This window comes from Fastidiosibacter lacustris, assembly GCF_003428155.1.
Classification (GTDB): domain Bacteria; phylum Pseudomonadota; class Gammaproteobacteria; order Francisellales; family Francisellaceae; genus Caedibacter; species Caedibacter lacustris.
On record NZ_QLIR01000004.1, the window covers coordinates 107,717 to 126,049 of the forward strand.

Consider the following 18,333-nt stretch of genomic DNA (forward strand, 5'->3'; position numbering starts at 1 on the left):
AATGCTAGGAATATAATATGAAAAACATTCAGCATAGAATAATAAAAAAAATTGGCTTGCTTTCAACCCTGCTTATTTTCTTGGGAGTGGCAAGTCAAAGCTTCGCTTATGATGTTGTGATCCAAGCGGATGATGCAGCATTTCGCGGTGATGGACAATGGCCAACCCCTAGGTTTGTAGAGGCAATTGGAGCAGATGGTGTGCCTTGCTCTAGTTTACTACGTGATAAATTAACGGGTTTGACATGGCGAAAGAATGCTTATGAGGGTCGCACAAATTGGCAGGGTGCAATGAATTTTGCAGCGAACTTTGCAAAGGATCATCCTATTTCTGCGTGTGGTTATACGGACTGGCGCGTGCCTAATATTAATGAGCTTCGAAGCCTAGTGAATTATGGCGCTCAAGAGCCAAACATATGGTTAAATGCCAATGGGTTTAATAACTTTCAAGATACTGCTGGTTATTGGACAAGTACGGAATATGGACCTGACAAAGATCAAGCCTGGCTCGTGGATATGGGAGAGGGTGGCACTTTTTTCGCTCCTAAGCGCAATGGACGAGCTTATGTAGTGATTATTCGTTGATTAACAACGGTCATTGAGTCATTTGATGATTTATTTTAATTGCTTTGTAAGTAAAAATTGAAACAGAATAAATAGGTACAAAAATCGATAGAGTTTTTAAGGAATATGCGATGAAAAGCATTCAGCACAAAATAATAAAAAAAATCGGGATTGTTATGACCTTGTCCATGACCTTAGGCATTGGTGAGTATAGCTTTGCGGCGGCTATCGTTCAAGATGTCAAGCCAGGTGGTATGGGTTTTGGAGGATGGCCAAATCCCAGATTTGAAGATGCAGTTAAGGCAGATAGTACACGTTGTGCTGACGCAAAAATAGATAACTTAACGGGGTTGATGTGGCAACATAATGCTAGAAATGGTGGACATACTTGGCATCATTTAACGAACGCTGCTACAGGTGCCAAAACATGTGGTTATACTGATTGGCGTTTACCTGACTTAGGTGAAATGTTAAGTTTAGTGAATTATGGAAGCGCTGGTACACCAAGAGATTGGTTATTGGGTCAAGGATTTTTTTATGACATTCCAGGGGATGCTTATTATTGGACAAGTACAGCAAATTCGCAAAACAGTAATCAGGCGTGGCTTGTTGATATCATGAATGGCAGTACACGAGTACACAATAAGGGTAGTTATGAAGTCGCTACTTCTCCAACAACAAGGTACACCTTTGCCTGGTATGTTCGTGGACCCAAGAATCCGCATTTGATTTTGTAATTATGTTTATGACGTTTTTTGTATTTAAAGAAGGGGAATATGATCGATAAATGCACACTAGTGATTTGTTTTGCATACTTTTTACACAACTATAAACATTTAACAGCATTATTTAGCATAAGCCACCTGATTTACCTAAAATGAACCGCGTATTTACCGATATTGGTCATTATAGGAACTTTATAAAGGACAGCTGACATGACAGATAAAATACCAACAGAAATAAATGCTTCAAAATCTGATATGCTTTCATCAGAAGGCACAATTGATTTATTTCATGACGTTACCAAACTTATTGAAGAAGCTCGTAATCATGTTGCCAGAGAGTATAATTCAGCTCAAGTGCTACTTTGCTGGCTGATTGGCGAGCGCATCAATGATCGTTTACTACAGTCCGATCGAGCTGACTATGGTGAAATGGTAGTAAGTTCTTTAGCCGACCAACTTAAAGTGAAGTATGGTAAAGGTTATAGTCGAGCAAACTTATTTCGTATGATCAAATTTGCTAAGTTATATCCTGATCGCAAGATTGTCTCAACGCTGTCGCGACAATTATCCTGGTCTCACTTTGTGCTTATTTGCGGTATTGATGATTACTTAAAACGAGACTTTTTTGCTGAAATGTGCCGTGTACAGAAATGGAGCGTTCGAGCATTGCAAAAGCAGATTAATGGAATGCTTTATGAGCGTGTTGGTTTAAGCAAGCAACCAGAGGGGGTAATTAAAGCTCAAATTAGCCAACTTAAAAATAACGATGAAATGACGCCAGAGATGACATTTAAAGAACCTTACTTTTTGGATTTCATTGGTGCTCATTCTTATGCTTCAGAGCAAGAACTCGAAGATTTGATTTTGCAAAATATCACTGAATTCCTGCAAGAGATTGGAACTGATTTTTGCTTTGTTTCTAGACAAAAACGTATGAGTACTGGCAAAAAGGATCGGTATCTGGATTTATTATTTTTTAATCGTCGACTGCGCCGCCTTATTGCCATCGATCTTAAACTCGGTGATTTTGATCCAGCTTATAAAGGGCAGATGGAATGGTATTTGAACTGGCTGGATAAAAATGAACGTCTTGACTACGAAGAAAAGCCTATGGGCATTATTTTATGTGCAGGCAAAGATCATGATGATATTGAATATCTTGAAATGGATAAAACCGGCATTCATGTTGCTCAATACCTAACAGAATTACCACCTAAAGAAATCTTAGAAGAGAGTCTACGCAAAGCGATTTCAACCGCAAGAGAAACCCATATTAAGCGTCTATTACTAGAGGATAGGCGTGATGATTAAATTAAACTCTTACCTTAGTGTGTAATAAGTCTCAAATTCTTGACTATCCATTTTCTCCTCAATATGAGAATTAATGCTTTGACCAATGTATTTATTGCTCATTTAAAACCTCCATCATACGTTTCTCGCTGATTCCACGATCATTGTTTTTTGTATTTTGAGTTGGGTAGGGATTATTGCTTCAGCGAGTGTTTAACACATCCTGTATTACTTCCTCTGCACCGAGTCTAACCCTTTAAGCAGCGATGATTCAGATAGAGAGTTTACTATTGTTAGATTAAGGGGTATTACGACAATATTACCTTAGAAATTTTGAGGATCTCATCAAGGCATGTTTTGGGGCACGTTTCTATTTTTTCAGCATTTCTTGATTTAAAATCCATTGAGCGAATCTGAAATGTTAAAATACTGCCTTTTGTTTTACATTTTCCGGGAAGTGTAACTTCAAATTTATTGCTCCGTTGCACACTTGTAATTGGAGCAACAAAGGTAAACCCCGTGTGATCGTTAAAAACAGCTTTTGTTAAAACAAGTGCTGGTCTGCGTTTCATTATTTCACGACCAAGGCTTGGATCAAAATCAAGCCAGATAATATCTCCTTGGTCTGGAATATATTTTTTCAAATCTCTTTTCCTTTTGGCTTGGCTTGAACCCACTCTTTATCTTCGTCAAGAAGCTTAAAACTATCTTTTGGGCTTTCAGCAAGCATTTTTTCTAGACTTAATTCTTCTTTTTTAGGTATCAAAATGATTTTATTATCTTCAACATGGATATCAAGCTTATCACCCGTATGCAAGTTGAGAATTTGAAGTATTTTTTTAGGGATGCTCACAATACTCGCACCACCTGATTGTCTAAGTGATAGTGATGACATTGTATTTATTCTCCAAGTTTTTTTGTTATATAAAAGTATAACTCAGATTCATACTACTTTCATTCGTTATTTTATAAAACACTGCCGACATTGTTTGAATATCCAATGCGATAAGTTTAGAATAAGCCGCAGGAAAAAAAGCTACGTTAAGCTACTAGGCGCGTGTAAACGGTATCCTAAACAATAGATGCGACATAGTGGCAATAAAGGTCTCTAATATGAATATTGAGCTTGCAAAAGAAAACATGATAAAACAGCAAATCCGTCCCTTGGGTGTGCCATATGGGGATTTATTGAGCACAATTATCGATACGCCAAGAGAAATATTTGTACCAAAAAGTTTTAAAGAATTGGCTTATTCTGAGGTCGAAATTTTGCTTAATCACGGTCAAAAAGAGCTTACGCCTCAAACGGTAATTAAGATGTTGCAACAACTTGCCCCTAAAAGGCATGAAAGGGCTTTGGAACTAGGTTGTGGTTGTGGCTATTTAACCGCTTTATTGGCTAAACTCACTAAGCTTATCGATGTGGTAAGTGAACACGAAGATATGTTAAATCACGTTAAAAATGCTTTAAAGACGATTGGGGTATACAATGCAAAATATCACCTTGGTGTGACAAAAGATGCTAAAACATTGACTGAACTTGTTGGATTGGATGTAAAATTTGATGTTATAGTGGTGCATAAATATCTTACTGTATCGCCTGAGAATTATCTAAAATACTTAGCAGGAAATGGGCGAATGCTATACTTTTTAGCCAAAGGTGGCTATGCTAAGGCGGTTTTGATTCATAAAAACGTAGATGGTTCATATCATCAAACATCAACGTTTGATGTTTATGAAAATGTAGATAAGAAAATGCAAGCAAAAAAAGCAGTATTTAAATTTTAATAATGGATCACGATAGGTTAGCGGATGAAAAGAATTACAATACTATTAAGTGGATTATTAATGACTGGATTAGCGTTAGCTAAGATAGACACGATGGATGCTGATGTAGAAAAAACAGCTTCTCTACCACAAAATTTGTCACAGATTTATGCACTTGCACAACAACATAATGCACAATATTTAGCAGCAGAAGCGACATTTAAATCAACTGAGCAAAACGTACCACAAGCTTTAGGTAAGCTATTGCCAAATATTACCGCAAGCTATAATGCACAGAGTAACTACAGCCAAACTGTGGATGAGTCAACGGGTGCTAAAAACAAATATTTTACTCAAGCGCCTAGCTTAACAGCAACACAAGCACTCTTTAATTGGGGAGCGTGGGGAGGATATAACTATGCAAGTTATCAAGCTAAAGCAGATGCGATTACTTTTGTGATTGCGCAAGCAAATTTAATTATTTTTGTTACAAGTGCATATTTTGCGGTATTACAAGCAGAAGACAACCTTGCTTATGCACAAGCAAATGAATCTTGGAATAAAGAATTGCTCAATCAAACGCAAGAAAAATATAAAGTGGGATTATCGGCTATTACCGATGTCCAAGCAATTAAAGCACAATATGAACAATCAGTAGCGGTAACTGTGCAAGCTAAAAACAACTTAGCGACAGCGTTTTCGCAAATCAGTCAAATTATCGGTGAACAGGTGACATCGATTGAAAATTTAAGTGACAAATTCCCATTCGACAAACCACAGCCAGACAATATGGATAAGTGGCTGCAAATTGCATTAAAGCAAAATAATAATATTGTACAAAATCAATTTTTAGTGGAGGCAGCTCAAGCGGGTGTAAGTGGTTTATGGGGAGCATTTTTGCCTGCGGCAGAGTTAAATGCTTCTTTGTCACGTAACTTAAATTACCAAAATAAAAACTATACGTCAGGGAGCACAACTTCAGCAGCTGGTGTTGGGGTGAGCTGGAATCTTGTCAATGGTGGCAGTGACTATGCGGCATTAAAATCTCAACAATATACAGCAACAGCGACCAAATATACTTTGCAAGAAACACAGCGTGCAACGGAAAGTAAGCTAAAAACAGCTTACCTAACCGTGTTATCCGACATTGCTCAAGTAGAGGCCTACAAGCAAGCAGTTATTGCAGCAGAAGCTTCTGTTAAAGCGATGAAAGCAGGTTATGATGTAGGAACGCACACTATTGTCGATCTGTTACAACAACAGCAACAACTCTTCCAAGCCCAAAGGCAATATGCTCAGGCAAAATATGCTTATATCAATGATTTATTGACTTTGAAAAATACAGCTGGGGTATTGAGCTATAAAGACGTTGATGCAATCAACAAATGGTTAACTGCTGAGAAAGTATCAACACAAAGTAGCAGTATGATTTAATGACAAAGAGAGTATATAAAGAAAAGAGAAATAAATGTTAAAACGAAGTGCTGATAAACTCAGTAAGCTTGAAGTTTTTCTTGAGCGTGCCATTTTTGCAAGTCGCTGGATTCAAGCGCCAATTTACCTTATTTTAGTATTGGTTTTGCTTGCTTTTGTTTATCAAATGGCAAGCGAAGTTTTACACCTTTTTATGACGATAAAGAGCTTAGCACCGCATGAGCTGATTGTGCTTGGTTTGACTTTGTGTGATACCGTTTTGGTGGCAAACTTAATCGTGATTGTAATTATCAGTGGCTATGAGAATTTTGTCTCAAAAATCGACGTTGAACACAAATCAGGTGAACCTATTTGGATTAAACGCTTGTCACATACGGGTGTTAAGCTTAAAATTGCAGGATCAATTGTGGCAATTTCCTCTATTTCATTACTTAAGCAATTTTTGGATATTCCACAGTTATCGAACCGTGATTTGATGTGGTATGTATTATTGCACTTAACTTTTTTAGTTTCAGCGTTAATATTGGTATTTGTAGGTCTGTTAGAGAAAAAAATAAAAGAATAGTTTAGACGGTTAATAAACCCTCTATCACCTAAAGAAAATAAAAAGCATTCCGTTTGTGCTTTGACCGCTATCATTCTATAAGCTATAAGCATAGCTTTATATGAAGTCACTATAAGTAACATTGATTAAATGATTAAGCGTACATAATAAGTAAACGTTATTGCCAATGTGCCTTACATAATAAACACGAGTGAAAATATGAATATAATGGAACGACAACAGGCTTTGATTGATGACTTTAATTTTTTTGACGATTGGAGTGATAAATATGCCTATTTGATTGGTTTAGGCAAGAATTTAGAACCTTTCCCAGAGAGTAAAAAAGATGAAGCACACATGGTTAAAGGTTGTCAGTCACAAGTGTGGTTTGATGCGCAGTTGCAACAAGGCAAGCTTATGTTTCATGGTATCAGTGATGCCGCAATTGTATCGGGTTTAATTGGATTGCTATTGCAAGTTTATAGCGATGCCTTTCCTCATGAAATTCTTGATTCTACTACTGATTTTATGACAGAAATTGGATTGGCTAAACACCTAAGTCCAACACGTAATAATGGATTATATGCCATGATCAACTATATCTATAGTACGGCACAAAAATATGTCGATGCAACAACCCCCTAAAGTTATTGTCTGCCGACCTGAGCCCAAAGCAACTGAACTTGTGGAGCAATTAAATAAATGTGATATAAGTGCAGTTGTTATTGAGCCTTTTATAATCAATTATTTGCCTTTTGAGCTTAATGCAATTGATAGGGTGACAGATATGATCTTTACGAGTACCTTTGCTGTTGAAGCTTTCTTCCACCAAATGGTGCCTATTGATATGCTTGACGACAAAAAAATATGGGCGATTGGTGAGGCGACCAAGGCTAAGCTTAAAGCGTTTGGGTTAAGTGCAATCGCGCCGCAACATGCTGACTCAGAGGGACTACTTGAAGTGATGGATTATAGCGCAGATGTATTATCTAAAGGGCACTTTTTGATTGTGAAAGGCGAAGGAGGACGCGAGTATTTAGCATATGCTTTAGCAAACAAAGTCAAAAAATTAACAATGGTGGACTGTTATCGGCGCGTATTCGTGAGTAAGCATGATTTAGTGCAACAATTGCAATCTATCGACTCTCAAACAGCGCCTTGCGTTATTCTCTATACTAGCTTTGATGCCATGCAAGCAACGATGGCGATGTTTGATCTGTACCCTAGTTGGCGCAATGAATCTATCGTTACTGTAACAAATACCCGAATGTTAAGCTGGGCTAAATGCCAAGGTTTTGTTAAATTATATTTGTTAGAGAAATTGAGCAACGATGCGCTTATAAACACACTTATGACACTGCTCAAAAAAGGGATGGTAAGATGGTAAATGAAACGACTAAGCATGATGAGGATCCAACAGCGCAACAAACACAAAACACTGATGTGCCATTAACACATATTAAAGAGCGGCAAGCGCTTTTAATAGAGGAACCTGATGTGTCCAAACTTATAAAAGATAAGCTCTATAGATCAAGCGGGCGAGGATATACTTTTATTGTGTTATTAGCCATTGGTATTGCGCTATGTGGATTGGGGGTAGGTCTATTTGCATTGTATAAGCAGCAAAGTTATAACGCGGTATTGCAAGAATTCGTCAGTGTCGAACAAATGCCAACCAAGATAGATGATAGTGTTGTTAAAGCTTTGCAAAATAAGCTTAATACTCAAGATATGCTGATGAATAAGCAGCAAGACGCATTAACTGTATTACAAGCACAACAAACAAAGCAAAAATCAGAAATAGATAATGCATTAAAAGCAAACGATCTTAATCAGGTCGAGCTTGCACAAAAACTTAGCCAATTACAGCAAAGCTATTTATTGCCAACTACTGAGTTAAGTAAGCAAATTCAGCTTATGCGCAAACAAACACTCATCCTAAACCTAGCGTTTGCTAAACAAGCATGGCAAGTTCTAGGCAGCACAACACAAACTCTATTTTTCATTAATCAAGCAAAATCGATACTTATTAACATCGATCAAGCTGGTGGATGGTTTCCCAAACTTGATGCCATTGCCACAGAATTACAAAATAGTGTAAGTATTGAAGATAACTTCATCAAGATCTCTACTTTGCAAGCTCTACTTCTAAAATTAAAATCGTTACCACCTATTGCTCTAGATCAAACTAATAAAGCAACTGCTGTAGTGCAATCAAATGCAGCTGATGAAAGTTGGAGCAAGGCGATTGATGTTTTATGGCAGCAAGTAAAATCGCTTATTCAAGTACAAAAACTCACAAATGACAATAGCGTTTTACTTGCTCAAAATGCGCATTTTAAAATACTGGCAAATTTATATGAATTATTACTTGAGCTTAAAATTGCACTTCTGAATAACGATGCCCCATTGTTGCAAACCATTAAAGAAACATTGGATAAAAATATCCTCAGTTACTTTGCTGATGATCAAACAAGGCAAGCTGCACTTGCGCTAATTGCACAAATTAAAGTTACACCTGCTAAGATAAATGATGAAATTGATCAATTAATCACATCCATTCAACAAAACTCGGTTGAAACGACTACACCACAAATGAATTTTCCACAAGAACCACAAGGTAAGCTATCATGAAAAAGGTAGCATGGTTAATATTGATTTGTGCTTTAGCAGTACTTGGCAGTCTGTCGGTATTGTATCATCCTGGTGTGGTTGCTTTTTTTGTCGATGATACTTTGATTAAACTGCCGTTATGGTTATTCATCGTTATTATTGTTGTGGGACTTACTATTTTAGGTTTTGTTTATCATTTACTTAAGGTAGTTGTGTTTACGCCAAGACATTGGTGGCAAACCTTGCACATGCGTAAAAAAAAGAAACTCAATATATTACTTGTTGAAATGCAAAAAGCCTATTTATTACAAGATCAACGCTATATTGATAAACATAAAGCGCAAGCTAAGCTTGATACTCCCGAGGTTGGTGAAGGGTTGACCATGCTCTATTGGCAAAGTCTTTACGATGCAGGTAAATATAAAGAATTACAAAGTATTTTACTTGCGCTAAAAAGACAGATGGAACTTGAGTTTATTTGGCGTTATTATCAAGCGATGATTTTCGTTAAGGTTGCTGAATATGGCGAAGCGTTGGCACTGTTGCAGGGTTTAATCGAACAAGAACCACGTAGCAAAAGCCTTATTCATACACTTATCATCTGTCAGATTGAACAAAAACAATCTATCATTGCTCGAAATACGATTGTTAAATATCAACATTTATTCAGCTTGGATGAGCTTAATCACTATTTTGAACAGATTTTAATGTCTGTGGTAAGCTACAATGATTTAAGTGAAATTTGGCAAGGCTTGCCAAAACGTTGTCGTATAACGAGTGGGCTTGACTGTGTATACTTTAAACGACTAGCAGCTTTTGTACCTCTTGCTGATTTTAGAGAGCAAATTCAAAAGGAGCTAACACATCGACTTAGATTTGAACTGGTATTGCTTTATTTAAATAAACTAAAAGATCAAAGAGCGTATGAATTTATAAAAGCATGTTGGCTTAAACAAAATGATGGTGATTTAGATCAATTAAATTTGTTGTTGCTAACACAAGCGCTTGTTTATCAGGATTGGGAATTTATGGAAACACATATAGATCGACTACAACGCACAAAGCTTACGACTCAAGAGGAGGTAAAATATTTACTGTTACGCTCAAAATTTTGTGAGCATCAATCTATGCCAAATCAAGCACATAAGCTTTTAGCTGAAGTAGAACAGCTATTATTGGAGTTAAAATGATCTATGTTAAACGTTGGTATTTAAACAATTCGCTGAGAAATTATAATTATTCGTTGGTAAATGATGTCAGTCAAACAGCTTTAATTATTGATCCTACTTTGGTTGATCATTTTGTTCAATTTTGTGAACAAAATGCACTTAAACCAGAGGCGATTTTATTGACACATGAACATGGTGATCACGTTGGCGCTGCTGTTTCTTTGAAAGAAAAATATCAGCTTCCAATTTATGCCCATTTCTATGAGTTTAGGGGAGCTCGGGTTGATTATGTTATAACAGACGGTGAAAACTTAAGCTTTTCAACCGCAGACTGCACGGTGATGGCATGTCCTGGGCATACGGCATCACACGTAAGTTTTTATGTTCAGGAACAAGGGCTTTTGTTTTGTGGTGATACGATTTTTACAGCGGGGGTAGGGAATCTAAAAGATAGTACAGCTGATGTGAATGCGCTTTATGAGAGTATTTTGCGCTTGGTGAGTTTACCAGGTTTAGTGAAGCTTTATCCAGCACACGATTATTTTGAAAATAATTTGTTATTTGCTCAAAGTATTGATGCTCATGATCAAGCATTTCAAATCTGGTATAAAAAAGTAAAGGATGTTCCAGCTGAAGACAAGCCGATCACCAGTATTCAAGATGAAAAATCGATGAATATCTTTTTGCGTACGCATGAACCCAATTTACAGCATATTTTACAGCGATCTAATAGAAAAGTGATAGATGCTAAATCAGCTTTTTGTGAATTAAGGGCACGTAAAGATGTCTTCTGATTACTATCCGTTATCGGATTTACTTCATGTCATGCAGGTGATGCGTGATGAAGAAAAAGGATGTGCTTGGACAAGGTCACAAACTTGGTATTCATTAACGGAACACACCTTAGAAGAAGCATATGAATTGGTCGATGCGATTGAGCACAAAAATGCAATTGACGTTAAATACGAGCTTGCTGATCTATTAAATCAAGTAATTTTTTATGCCCAAATTGCGAAAGAGCAAAAACTATTTGATTTTAATGATATCGTTCATGTTTTAACGGATAAACTCATTCGACGTCATCCGGATGTTTTTGGCGATGGTCAAATACGAGAAATTGAACTATTGGAAAAACAATGGCAACAAATCAAGCAAAAAGAGCGTGGTGAGCGCCAAAGTGAACTTGATGAGATTGCACTTAACTTACCTGCGTTAAGTATGGCAAAAAAATTACAGATGAGAGCTTCAGCTGTAGGTTTTGACTGGGATAATATTGAGGATGTCTTTGATAAACTGGTCAGTGAAGTCAATGAACTTAAACAAGTACTAAAAGTAGATGAAAAAAAAGCACAAGAAGAATTGGGAGATTTAATGTTTAGTTGTGTAAATTTAGCACGCCATTTAAAAGCAGATCCCGAAATGCTTTTGCGTGGGGCAAATAAAAAATTCGAACGGCGTTTTCGCGGTATTGAAATTGCTTTAAAAGAAAAAAAACGCCATATACGTGATGTAAGTCTTGATGAGTTAAATGCACTGTGGGAAGCTCAAAAAAAGTGATAAGTAGCAGATAATGAAGAATATTAATTATTTCACTTTTTTAAACAATCGACTGTCAATTCAGAAATTTTTGAGTATTTGTCTTATTTTATTGATTACTTGTTCAATCTTTATTTTAGGGATTTTCAATTATTATAAAATGCGTCAACAAAATGAAGATTTGTTTAAAATGCAGATGGTTAATAGTGCGAATGCAATTGATGCTTTGTTATCTGCAGCAGTAAAAGATAGTTCTAAGCGTCAACTTAGTGATTTGTTGAAATCTAATTCATTGACCATGCTTGATAACATCGCTGATAACCTAAAGCCAAAAGTTGCGCAATTTGATAATGTTTATCAAGACTCATTTGCTTTTCAAGTTTATGATCGACGCAATGGTAATCTATTGTTGCATTCTACTGGCTCGCCAGAGATGTCAACTTTTCAAAAAGGTACATTAGATACTTTTCAAACCATGAACTTAAAAACAGCAAAAGGTATGCAAGCATGGAATATGTTTAGTATCAATAGTCGTTACCAACCTTATCGTATTGTGGTTTTGGTGAGCTCTGACTTCAAGCATCAGATGTTTTTAAATCTATTTCGTAGTGCGATATGGGATTTAGTTATCTTGTACGTATTTTTATTGTTTTCGATATTTGTTATTGTGCAATTAGCCTTGCGTCCACTATCGGATATTCGTCGTGCTATTGCGGTAAAAGATCCACGTAAACCGGAACCCATTGCCATTAAAACTGCACCACCTGAAGTGCTACCACTTTTAAATCAGCTGAATACTTTGTTTCAAAAAATTAGCAAGGTACTAGACCGTGAAAAGCGCTTTGCTAGTGATGCTGCACATGAGCTTAAAACACCGCTTGCTGCACTTAAAACTCAGGCAGAAGTAGCTCTAAACTTAAATGATATAGATGAAATCAAAAAAAAGATTGCGAATATCATCAGTGGAGCAGATCGCTATTTTTATATTATTGATCAACTTTTAACCTTAAGTCGCTTAGAACCACAACAAGACTTACCCAATAAACAGCAAGTCAATGCAAATATTGTAGCTGAGAATCAACTAGCAGATTTAGCGTTGTTAGCGCTGCATAAAAACATTGATTTACAATTTATGCCAAGCAAAGAGTCTGCCTATGTTTTTGCTAGCGAAGCACTACTTGGTGTCCTTTTTCGAAACCTCATTGATAATGCAATTCGCTATACGCAAGCCTCAGGTAAGGTGACCTTATATAGTTATGTCACTAAAGACACAGTGATTTTTGAAGTCGTCGATAATGGCATAGGTATAGCAGAAGATAAGCAAAAAAGGATTTTTGATCGATTTTATCGAGAAGTCGGGACAGGTCAGGCTGGAAGTGGTTTAGGCTTATCAATTGCAAAGGAAATTGTGCGTTTACATGATGGTCAAATTAGTGCCCGCACATCAGAAGGTGGGCAGGGATTGACTCTAATGGTAAGCTTTCCTTATTGCAAGGTTACAACACTAATATCTACATAAGGGCGAAGCGTTGGGCAAGTAGCAAGGGTCGCGTGTATGGGATGACGATAGACTTGGCTTAAGGTTGAAAGCACTTATTAATCAATGTTAGGATGGTTTTTATGAATCAGGATAGAAAAGAGAAATAAGCACGATGAAAAACACGAGTTTTAAGATTTGTGATGTTAATGTATCTCCTGGGGAAAAAGCAACTTTGGCACTCCCATTACCAGAGCAGTATTCCTGTTCCCCGATGTATATGCCAATAAAAGTGATCAATGGACAACAAAAAGGTGAGTGCTTGTTGGTGTTTGCGATGACAGATGGCAATGAGTTTAACGGTTTGGAAATCGTTAACCAGTTGTTTGATGATATATCAGCGAATGAAATAGCAGGAACACTCATTACCATTCCAGTATTAAACGTTTATGGTTTAGCGCATTTTCCTGAGTTCACACCAAATGGTATGAAGCTAAGTGACTGGTTTCCAGGAGATGAAAATGGTAATTTTGGTGAACGCATTGCACATGTATTCACTCATGAAATACTAAAAAAAGTGAATTATTGTATAGAGCTGCAAACTGGCTCACTTAATCATGAAATTTTGCCGCAAGTATATTGTAATTTTGATAGTAAAGAAGCAAGAAAACTTGCTCGAGCTTTCCAAGCGCCCGTTATTACTGAAGTGGAAACAAAAATAAGTAGCCTAAGAATGACAGCAGAGAACCTAAACGTTCCAGTATTAGTATATGAAGCAGGTGAAGCCATGCGTTTTGATCAGCAAGCAATTCAAGTCGGTTTAGTGGGTGTGAAAAATGTTATGCGTACACTTAAAATGCTAGAGGGAGCAGTGAGTGAGAGTATTGCTTTAGTCTTCTCTAAGGATGATGATTGGATTATTTCCTCCTCATCTGGCGTGTTGCATAGCGATGTGTCTCTTGGTGAGTCGATTACAAAAGGAGAAAAAATTGGTAGACTGTCTGACCCATTTAGTAATGAAAATGCAACGATTATCAAATCCGACCTGGATGGTGTGATCGTTGGAATTAACCGTTCACCTTTGATACAGGAAGGCACGTCTATTTTTAAAGTTGCATCTTTCGTCGACAATGAAAAAGCCAAAGCCATATTGGAAGAATGGCAGGAGACAAAATTTGAGGGAGATGGGTAGAGCAAATGAATCATAATCAGAAAATGAGCCTTATTGGCGTAATTATTTGGATTGTGTGTGCGTTATTTTTTATGTATGAGTTCTTGCTCAGAACGATCTTAGGAACCTTTGAACATACGATTGTTCAAGATTTAAATTTAAATTTGATAAGTTTTGCTATTTTAAGCTCAACAGCATATCAAATGGCATATGGTTTGATGCAGCTTCCTGTTGGTTTTATCACTGATCGCTTTGGTCTTAAGAGAACCTTGTTTTTTGCAACAGTATTTTGCGCTTTTGCGGTGATTGGATTTGGCATGAGCTTAGGCTTTAATAGTGCTTTGATTTTTCGAGTATTAATGGGTATCGGCTCTTCTTTTGGTTTTATCTGTTTGTTAGTTGCAGTTTATGACTGGATGCCGCGCCAACATATTGCTTTATGTATTGGTCTATCACAATTTATCGGAACCATGGGTCCTATGCTTGCAGCCGGTCCTTTAAATGCTTTATCGACACACTCTGAACTCTCTTGGCGATTTATTTTTTATATGCTGGGGGTGGTGGGGCTTATCATTGCAATTATTGCGTTATTAATTGTTCGCAATAATAATGACTATACAGCCAGTTTCCGTATTTTAAAGCGCCCTGAGCCACTTACAAATAGTTTGTTATTGTTAGTGCGTGAACCACAGGTTTGGTATATTGCTCTTTATTCTTCGTGTGTTTACTTTGCAATTGAATATTTTTCTGAAAATAGTGGCAAGGCTTTTTTAATGTTAAATGGCTATAGTTCGACTATTTCTTCGTATATGCTGACAATATCGTGGTTAGGTTATGCAATTGGTTGCCCATTATTAGGATTCTTTTCAGATCGAATGAGTAAGCGTAAGCTTATTATGAATATTGCTGCAATTTGTGTTTTGTCCTCAGCAATTTTTATTACTTATTTCCCATTTAATACAGTTATTACCAGTATTGCATTTTTTTGTTTAGGGGTAGGTGCCAGTGGGCAAAGTATTGGTTTTGCGATTATGGCTGAGCAATGCAATAATAATTACCTGGCTGCGGGATTAGGATTAAATAACGGTATGGTTATGTTGGTTACGTCATTAATGGCACCAGTTATTGGTGGTATGCTATCATGGCTAGCACAAGGGAATGAACTTAGCGTTCAGAATTATCAAACTGGATTCTTGTTGATTCTGATTTTGATGCTAAGCGCTCTCCTTATATCAGTTTTTTTAATTAAAGAGACATTTTGTAAGTCAACCAAAGAAACAACAAAACTCCACTTGAAATGAATATCGATAAAATTGAAATTAAATCTTCACGCTTAAAAACTATCTTGATTGCATTTCTGTTTATAAGTTGTGCACTTATGATTGTTGTACTTTTTCGGCATAGCCTTTTGTATTTAGCTCTGATATTATGGTGGATTGCACTTATTGGTTTTTTGATCGATTGGCGTTATCGTCCAAGGATTAGTTGTCTGACTTTAACAGAGACACAATCACATAAAAAAATGAATATACTCTACGGTCAAAGCTGGATAAATGACGTGAGAATAAAGCGCTATTTGTTTTTGGCTGGTAACATTTACCTTGAATGTGAAATGGGGTTCAAAAACAAGTCTTGCAAAAAAGTAAGTATATGGTTGTTTAAAGATAATTTTTATTCTGCTCAAGATAATTATGCCTTGGTGAGGTTTTTAATGTTAAGTTAATTTCATTAACTGTAAGTTACTTATATGTTAATTTTATTTTAATTTAAATGAATTATTCTTAATAAATTAACATACAAAAAATTGTAATATCGTCGATGAGTATTTTAAAAAGGTTTTTATTTTCAGCCTCATTGTTAATATTATCGAATTTCGTATTTGCTGATTCATATAGTCATATTACTATCAAAATTTATAATAATTCTTATGGCAACTTCGAAGTTGATCAACCACATTTTTATAATGGGCATTTAGATTCGAATCAACCAGAGAAAGGAAATGCATTAATGGCATTTTCTGCAACTTCGCCTGATGGTAGAGGTGGAAACAGCAGAGTATCTGGATTCATTAATATAACATTAAATGGATCAGTTGCATTTAGTTGCGATTTTAATAGGGATATTCATGCAAGCCCAGAGCATTTAGAAGTTAACTGTGATAAAAAGATATCTGATGAAACATATAAAATTAGTGTTGCGGGTGGTGGAAGCGGTGATATAACAATTAGTTACCCAGATACAATTATTCCATTTCATTTTTATTCTCTTGGACTTGGTAATATTTCAATAATAGCTTGTTCAGAAAGTGCTACGTCATTAAATGATCACCTTTATCAAAACCCCTGTCAAGGTAATATAGAAGGGAAAAAAATTATGGTTCAATTTTCTAATACGCCCAACATATGTAGTTTTACTATAGACAAAGACATGAATTCGAATATAGATTGTGGGAATGGTATTATTGCACGCTATATAAAAAGTAAAAGCACTATTCTTTTTTTATGTGAACAAAAAACTGCTGGTGGATCTTCTTGTCCTTGGATTGACCTTGTTAATAATAAATCTAATTTGAATTTTTTTTAAAAAATGGTTCTCTTGCAGACTCAAGAGTTGTTTACACATAGGGTGACAGTAATACGTCGGTGAACCGGTAGTGACTTATGGCGGTGAGCGTGAATCGTTAATGGCAGGAGGATCAAGAATGCAAACTGCTAACGGCATAACTTACAATAATGCTGGTGTTGTTGATCAACAGCCTTTTGATTTTAGAAGTGGGCAAACGGTGTCAACGGGATTGTCGCAAACACAAGCTGACTTTGTACTGATGTTTATTTAAATTGGTATCGAGAAAATGCAGCAAGCATTGATTTAAGAGCGCAAACTGAAATCAATAGCAATGATCAACGCTTTAATAACGGTAAAGATATAATTGATACTGAAAAAGAAGCCAATCATCGCCAAGTTGACAAAGAAAGCAGTATTAATCAAAGCAACCTTGAGTATGATATTCATCAAAGACGAGGAGAAACAATGCAATCGACGATTAGCACCTATGATCAATTAAATCAAGCCACATTAGCAGAAATGCGTAGACTTGGTTTAACTGCTGATCAAGCGCCTGTGATTGATCAGCCTAAAAATCCATTTGATTTTGAGCGTCCAGATATGATTAAAATAGATCAAACAAATCAAAAGGTTAATGAACAATCACAAGTCGTTTTAAATGAAAAAAATAAAATGGCAAATGATGTACAACATAATGTTGATAGAGGTTTAATTTCAATCACAAAAGAATACAGAGATTTACATAATAAGGAGCGAACAGAAGAGAAAGATAAAATGCTTAAAAATCCAATGCTACCGCCATCATTGCAATAAAAAGTATCAGTAGTTTTATAAAAATCTAAAATGACGAGACATATAGGCTTTGATTGTTGGCATACCTGCTTTGTAAGCAAAAAAGTAAGATAGTCCTATGGTTGAAAACCCAATTATAAAAAATGGGATTACAAAGCTACCAAAGCGGTCGTCTATCAAAATTGCTCCAAAAATTGATAACATAACGAAAACAAAACATAGTGCAGTGCCTATAGAAATCACAGCAAAATACCTAATCTGTATTAGTCTAGATATAATCTGACATTCATCTTGACTTAGATGAGGTTGCCTGTTTTGATAAACGTGAAACAAAATAAATCAAAAACAGGAGCAACCTCATGTTGGATACTAATAATAAATTCATCAAAAATAAAGTCGGTTTGTTAAATTTAGCAGAGGAATTAGGAAATATTTCCAAAGCATGCAAAGTAATGGGTTTCTCACGTGAAACCTTTTATCGTTATCAAGAAGCGGTAAAAGATGGTGGTGTTGAAGCTTTACTGGATAAAAACAGACGTGTACCTAATTTCAAAAACCGCGTTGATGAAGTAATTGAAAAAGCCGTTATTGAATATGCGATTGAATACCCTGCCTATGGACAACTACGTGCCAGTAATGAGTTAAGAAAACAAGGCATATTTGTTTCTCCTAGTGGCGTTCGCTCGA

General features: G+C 36.2%; 22 protein-coding genes. 20 read left to right on the forward strand and 2 right to left on the reverse strand.

Going from position 1 to position 18,333, the window contains the following annotated elements:
• The first annotated feature begins 17 nt into the window (after nt 1-17).
• The 3 genes from DNJ77_RS03490 to DNJ77_RS03500 all read left to right on the forward strand — a co-directional run bounded on the left by DNJ77_RS03490 (nt 18) and on the right by DNJ77_RS03500 (nt 2,599).
• The gene (locus DNJ77_RS03490) at nt 18-584 is read left to right on the forward strand and encodes an Lcl C-terminal domain-containing protein (protein ID WP_116963612.1); all 567 of its coding nucleotides are present in this window, start codon (nt 18-20) and stop codon (nt 582-584) included.
• A 110-nt stretch (nt 585-694) separates the two neighbouring features.
• Nucleotides 695-1,300 (forward strand): Lcl C-terminal domain-containing protein, encoded by a 606-nt coding sequence (locus DNJ77_RS03495; RefSeq protein ID WP_116963613.1) that lies wholly within the window; start codon nt 695-697, stop codon nt 1,298-1,300.
• Between the two features lie 198 nt (nt 1,301-1,498).
• Complete coding sequence (locus DNJ77_RS03500) at nt 1,499-2,599, forward strand: PDDEXK nuclease domain-containing protein (protein WP_239986740.1); 1,101 nt, start codon at nt 1,499-1,501, stop codon at nt 2,597-2,599.
• Between the two features lie 287 nt (nt 2,600-2,886).
• Here the strand turns inward: DNJ77_RS03500 and DNJ77_RS03505 are convergent, their stop codons facing one another.
• Nucleotides 2,887-3,222, reverse strand: coding sequence for a type II toxin-antitoxin system PemK/MazF family toxin (locus tag DNJ77_RS03505; RefSeq protein ID WP_116963614.1), 336 nt, complete (start codon nt 3,220-3,222; stop codon nt 2,887-2,889).
• The gene (locus DNJ77_RS03510; RefSeq protein ID WP_116963615.1) at nt 3,219-3,473 is read right to left on the reverse strand and encodes an AbrB/MazE/SpoVT family DNA-binding domain-containing protein; all 255 of its coding nucleotides are present in this window, start codon (nt 3,471-3,473) and stop codon (nt 3,219-3,221) included. The genes DNJ77_RS03505 and DNJ77_RS03510 overlap by 4 nt, the downstream gene beginning before the upstream one ends.
• A 218-nt stretch (nt 3,474-3,691) precedes the next feature.
• Here DNJ77_RS03510 and DNJ77_RS03515 point away from each other — a divergent pair, with 218 nt between their 5' ends.
• From DNJ77_RS03515 to DNJ77_RS03600, 17 genes are all read left to right on the forward strand, one after another.
• A complete protein-coding gene (locus tag DNJ77_RS03515; RefSeq protein WP_116963616.1) occupies nt 3,692-4,366 on the forward strand; it encodes a protein-L-isoaspartate O-methyltransferase family protein in 675 nt (224 codons plus the stop codon).
• Between the two features lie 24 nt (nt 4,367-4,390).
• Entirely contained in the window at nt 4,391-5,779 is a 1,389-nt protein-coding gene (locus DNJ77_RS03520) for a TolC family outer membrane protein (RefSeq protein ID WP_116963617.1), read from the forward strand.
• Nucleotides 5,780-5,813: 34 nt separating this feature from the next.
• The gene (locus tag DNJ77_RS03525; protein ID WP_116963618.1) at nt 5,814-6,344 is read left to right on the forward strand and encodes a TIGR00645 family protein; all 531 of its coding nucleotides are present in this window, start codon (nt 5,814-5,816) and stop codon (nt 6,342-6,344) included.
• A 198-nt stretch (nt 6,345-6,542) separates the two neighbouring features.
• A complete protein-coding gene (locus DNJ77_RS03530) occupies nt 6,543-6,968 on the forward strand; it encodes a SufE family protein (RefSeq protein WP_116963619.1) in 426 nt (141 codons plus the stop codon).
• Nucleotides 6,946-7,710 (forward strand): uroporphyrinogen-III synthase, encoded by a 765-nt coding sequence (locus tag DNJ77_RS03535; RefSeq protein ID WP_116963620.1) that lies wholly within the window; start codon nt 6,946-6,948, stop codon nt 7,708-7,710. The genes DNJ77_RS03530 and DNJ77_RS03535 overlap by 23 nt, the downstream gene beginning before the upstream one ends.
• Entirely contained in the window at nt 7,704-8,957 is a 1,254-nt protein-coding gene (locus DNJ77_RS03540; RefSeq protein WP_116963621.1) for a hypothetical protein, read from the forward strand. Before DNJ77_RS03535 ends, DNJ77_RS03540 begins: the two co-directional genes overlap by 7 nt.
• Nucleotides 8,954-10,126: a hypothetical protein gene (locus DNJ77_RS03545; protein WP_116963622.1), complete on the forward strand. Its 1,173-nt coding sequence runs from the start codon at nt 8,954-8,956 to the stop codon at nt 10,124-10,126. The genes DNJ77_RS03540 and DNJ77_RS03545 overlap by 4 nt, the downstream gene beginning before the upstream one ends.
• A complete protein-coding gene (gloB, locus tag DNJ77_RS03550; protein ID WP_116963623.1) occupies nt 10,123-10,899 on the forward strand; it encodes a hydroxyacylglutathione hydrolase in 777 nt (258 codons plus the stop codon). The genes DNJ77_RS03545 and gloB overlap by 4 nt, the downstream gene beginning before the upstream one ends.
• A complete protein-coding gene (gene mazG, locus DNJ77_RS03555) occupies nt 10,889-11,662 on the forward strand; it encodes a nucleoside triphosphate pyrophosphohydrolase (RefSeq protein ID WP_116963624.1) in 774 nt (257 codons plus the stop codon). Before gloB ends, mazG begins: the two co-directional genes overlap by 11 nt.
• Nucleotides 11,663-11,675: 13 nt before the next feature.
• Nucleotides 11,676-13,160, forward strand: a complete 1,485-nt coding sequence (locus DNJ77_RS03560) for an ATP-binding protein (RefSeq protein WP_116963625.1) — start codon at nt 11,676-11,678, stop codon at nt 13,158-13,160.
• Between the two features lie 133 nt (nt 13,161-13,293).
• Nucleotides 13,294-14,310 carry a succinylglutamate desuccinylase/aspartoacylase family protein gene (locus DNJ77_RS03565; protein ID WP_116963626.1) on the forward strand — a complete coding sequence of 339 codons (1,017 nt, stop codon included), beginning with the start codon at nt 13,294-13,296 and terminating at the stop codon, nt 14,308-14,310.
• 5 nt (nt 14,311-14,315) lie between these two features.
• Nucleotides 14,316-15,590, forward strand: coding sequence for an MFS transporter (locus DNJ77_RS03570; protein ID WP_116963627.1), 1,275 nt, complete (start codon nt 14,316-14,318; stop codon nt 15,588-15,590).
• The gene (locus tag DNJ77_RS03575) at nt 15,587-16,012 is read left to right on the forward strand and encodes a hypothetical protein (RefSeq protein WP_116963628.1); all 426 of its coding nucleotides are present in this window, start codon (nt 15,587-15,589) and stop codon (nt 16,010-16,012) included. Before DNJ77_RS03570 ends, DNJ77_RS03575 begins: the two co-directional genes overlap by 4 nt.
• A 95-nt stretch (nt 16,013-16,107) precedes the next feature.
• Nucleotides 16,108-16,872, forward strand: coding sequence for a hypothetical protein (locus tag DNJ77_RS03580; RefSeq protein WP_116963629.1), 765 nt, complete (start codon nt 16,108-16,110; stop codon nt 16,870-16,872).
• Nucleotides 16,873-16,942: 70 nt separating this feature from the next.
• Nucleotides 16,943-17,125 (forward strand): hypothetical protein, encoded by a 183-nt coding sequence (locus tag DNJ77_RS03585; protein ID WP_116963630.1) that lies wholly within the window; start codon nt 16,943-16,945, stop codon nt 17,123-17,125.
• Between the two features lie 194 nt (nt 17,126-17,319).
• Nucleotides 17,320-17,667: a hypothetical protein gene (locus DNJ77_RS03590; RefSeq protein ID WP_116963631.1), complete on the forward strand. Its 348-nt coding sequence runs from the start codon at nt 17,320-17,322 to the stop codon at nt 17,665-17,667.
• 338 nt (nt 17,668-18,005) lie between these two features.
• Nucleotides 18,006-18,333 (forward strand): helix-turn-helix domain-containing protein (locus DNJ77_RS03600; RefSeq protein WP_157966578.1); only part of this gene is annotated, 328 nt, incomplete at its 3' end.

Excerpts from the sequence above, each read along its gene's own strand:
- DNJ77_RS03490 (WP_116963612.1), top strand. The coding sequence starts at position 18 with ATGAAAAACATTCAGCATAGAATAATAAAAAAAATTGGCTTGCTTTCA.
- DNJ77_RS03495 (WP_116963613.1), top strand. The coding sequence starts at position 695 with ATGAAAAGCATTCAGCACAAAATAATAAAAAAAATCGGGATTGTTATG.
- DNJ77_RS03500 (WP_239986740.1), top strand. The coding sequence starts at position 1,499 with ATGACAGATAAAATACCAACAGAAATAAATGCTTCAAAATCTGATATG.
- DNJ77_RS03510 (WP_116963615.1), bottom strand. The coding sequence starts at position 3,473 with ATGTCATCACTATCACTTAGACAATCAGGTGGTGCGAGTATTGTGAGC.
- DNJ77_RS03515 (WP_116963616.1), top strand. The coding sequence starts at position 3,692 with ATGAATATTGAGCTTGCAAAAGAAAACATGATAAAACAGCAAATCCGT.
- DNJ77_RS03520 (WP_116963617.1), top strand. The coding sequence starts at position 4,391 with ATGAAAAGAATTACAATACTATTAAGTGGATTATTAATGACTGGATTA.
- DNJ77_RS03525 (WP_116963618.1), top strand. The coding sequence starts at position 5,814 with ATGTTAAAACGAAGTGCTGATAAACTCAGTAAGCTTGAAGTTTTTCTT.
- DNJ77_RS03530 (WP_116963619.1), top strand. The coding sequence starts at position 6,543 with ATGAATATAATGGAACGACAACAGGCTTTGATTGATGACTTTAATTTT.
- DNJ77_RS03535 (WP_116963620.1), top strand. The coding sequence starts at position 6,946 with ATGTCGATGCAACAACCCCCTAAAGTTATTGTCTGCCGACCTGAGCCC.
- DNJ77_RS03540 (WP_116963621.1), top strand. The coding sequence starts at position 7,704 with ATGGTAAATGAAACGACTAAGCATGATGAGGATCCAACAGCGCAACAA.
- DNJ77_RS03545 (WP_116963622.1), top strand. The coding sequence starts at position 8,954 with ATGAAAAAGGTAGCATGGTTAATATTGATTTGTGCTTTAGCAGTACTT.
- gloB (WP_116963623.1), top strand. The coding sequence starts at position 10,123 with ATGATCTATGTTAAACGTTGGTATTTAAACAATTCGCTGAGAAATTAT.
- mazG (WP_116963624.1), top strand. The coding sequence starts at position 10,889 with ATGTCTTCTGATTACTATCCGTTATCGGATTTACTTCATGTCATGCAG.
- DNJ77_RS03560 (WP_116963625.1), top strand. The coding sequence starts at position 11,676 with ATGAAGAATATTAATTATTTCACTTTTTTAAACAATCGACTGTCAATT.
- DNJ77_RS03565 (WP_116963626.1), top strand. The coding sequence starts at position 13,294 with ATGAAAAACACGAGTTTTAAGATTTGTGATGTTAATGTATCTCCTGGG.
- DNJ77_RS03570 (WP_116963627.1), top strand. The coding sequence starts at position 14,316 with ATGAATCATAATCAGAAAATGAGCCTTATTGGCGTAATTATTTGGATT.
- DNJ77_RS03575 (WP_116963628.1), top strand. The coding sequence starts at position 15,587 with ATGAATATCGATAAAATTGAAATTAAATCTTCACGCTTAAAAACTATC.
- DNJ77_RS03580 (WP_116963629.1), top strand. The coding sequence starts at position 16,108 with ATGAGTATTTTAAAAAGGTTTTTATTTTCAGCCTCATTGTTAATATTA.
- DNJ77_RS03590 (WP_116963631.1), top strand. The coding sequence starts at position 17,320 with ATGCAATCGACGATTAGCACCTATGATCAATTAAATCAAGCCACATTA.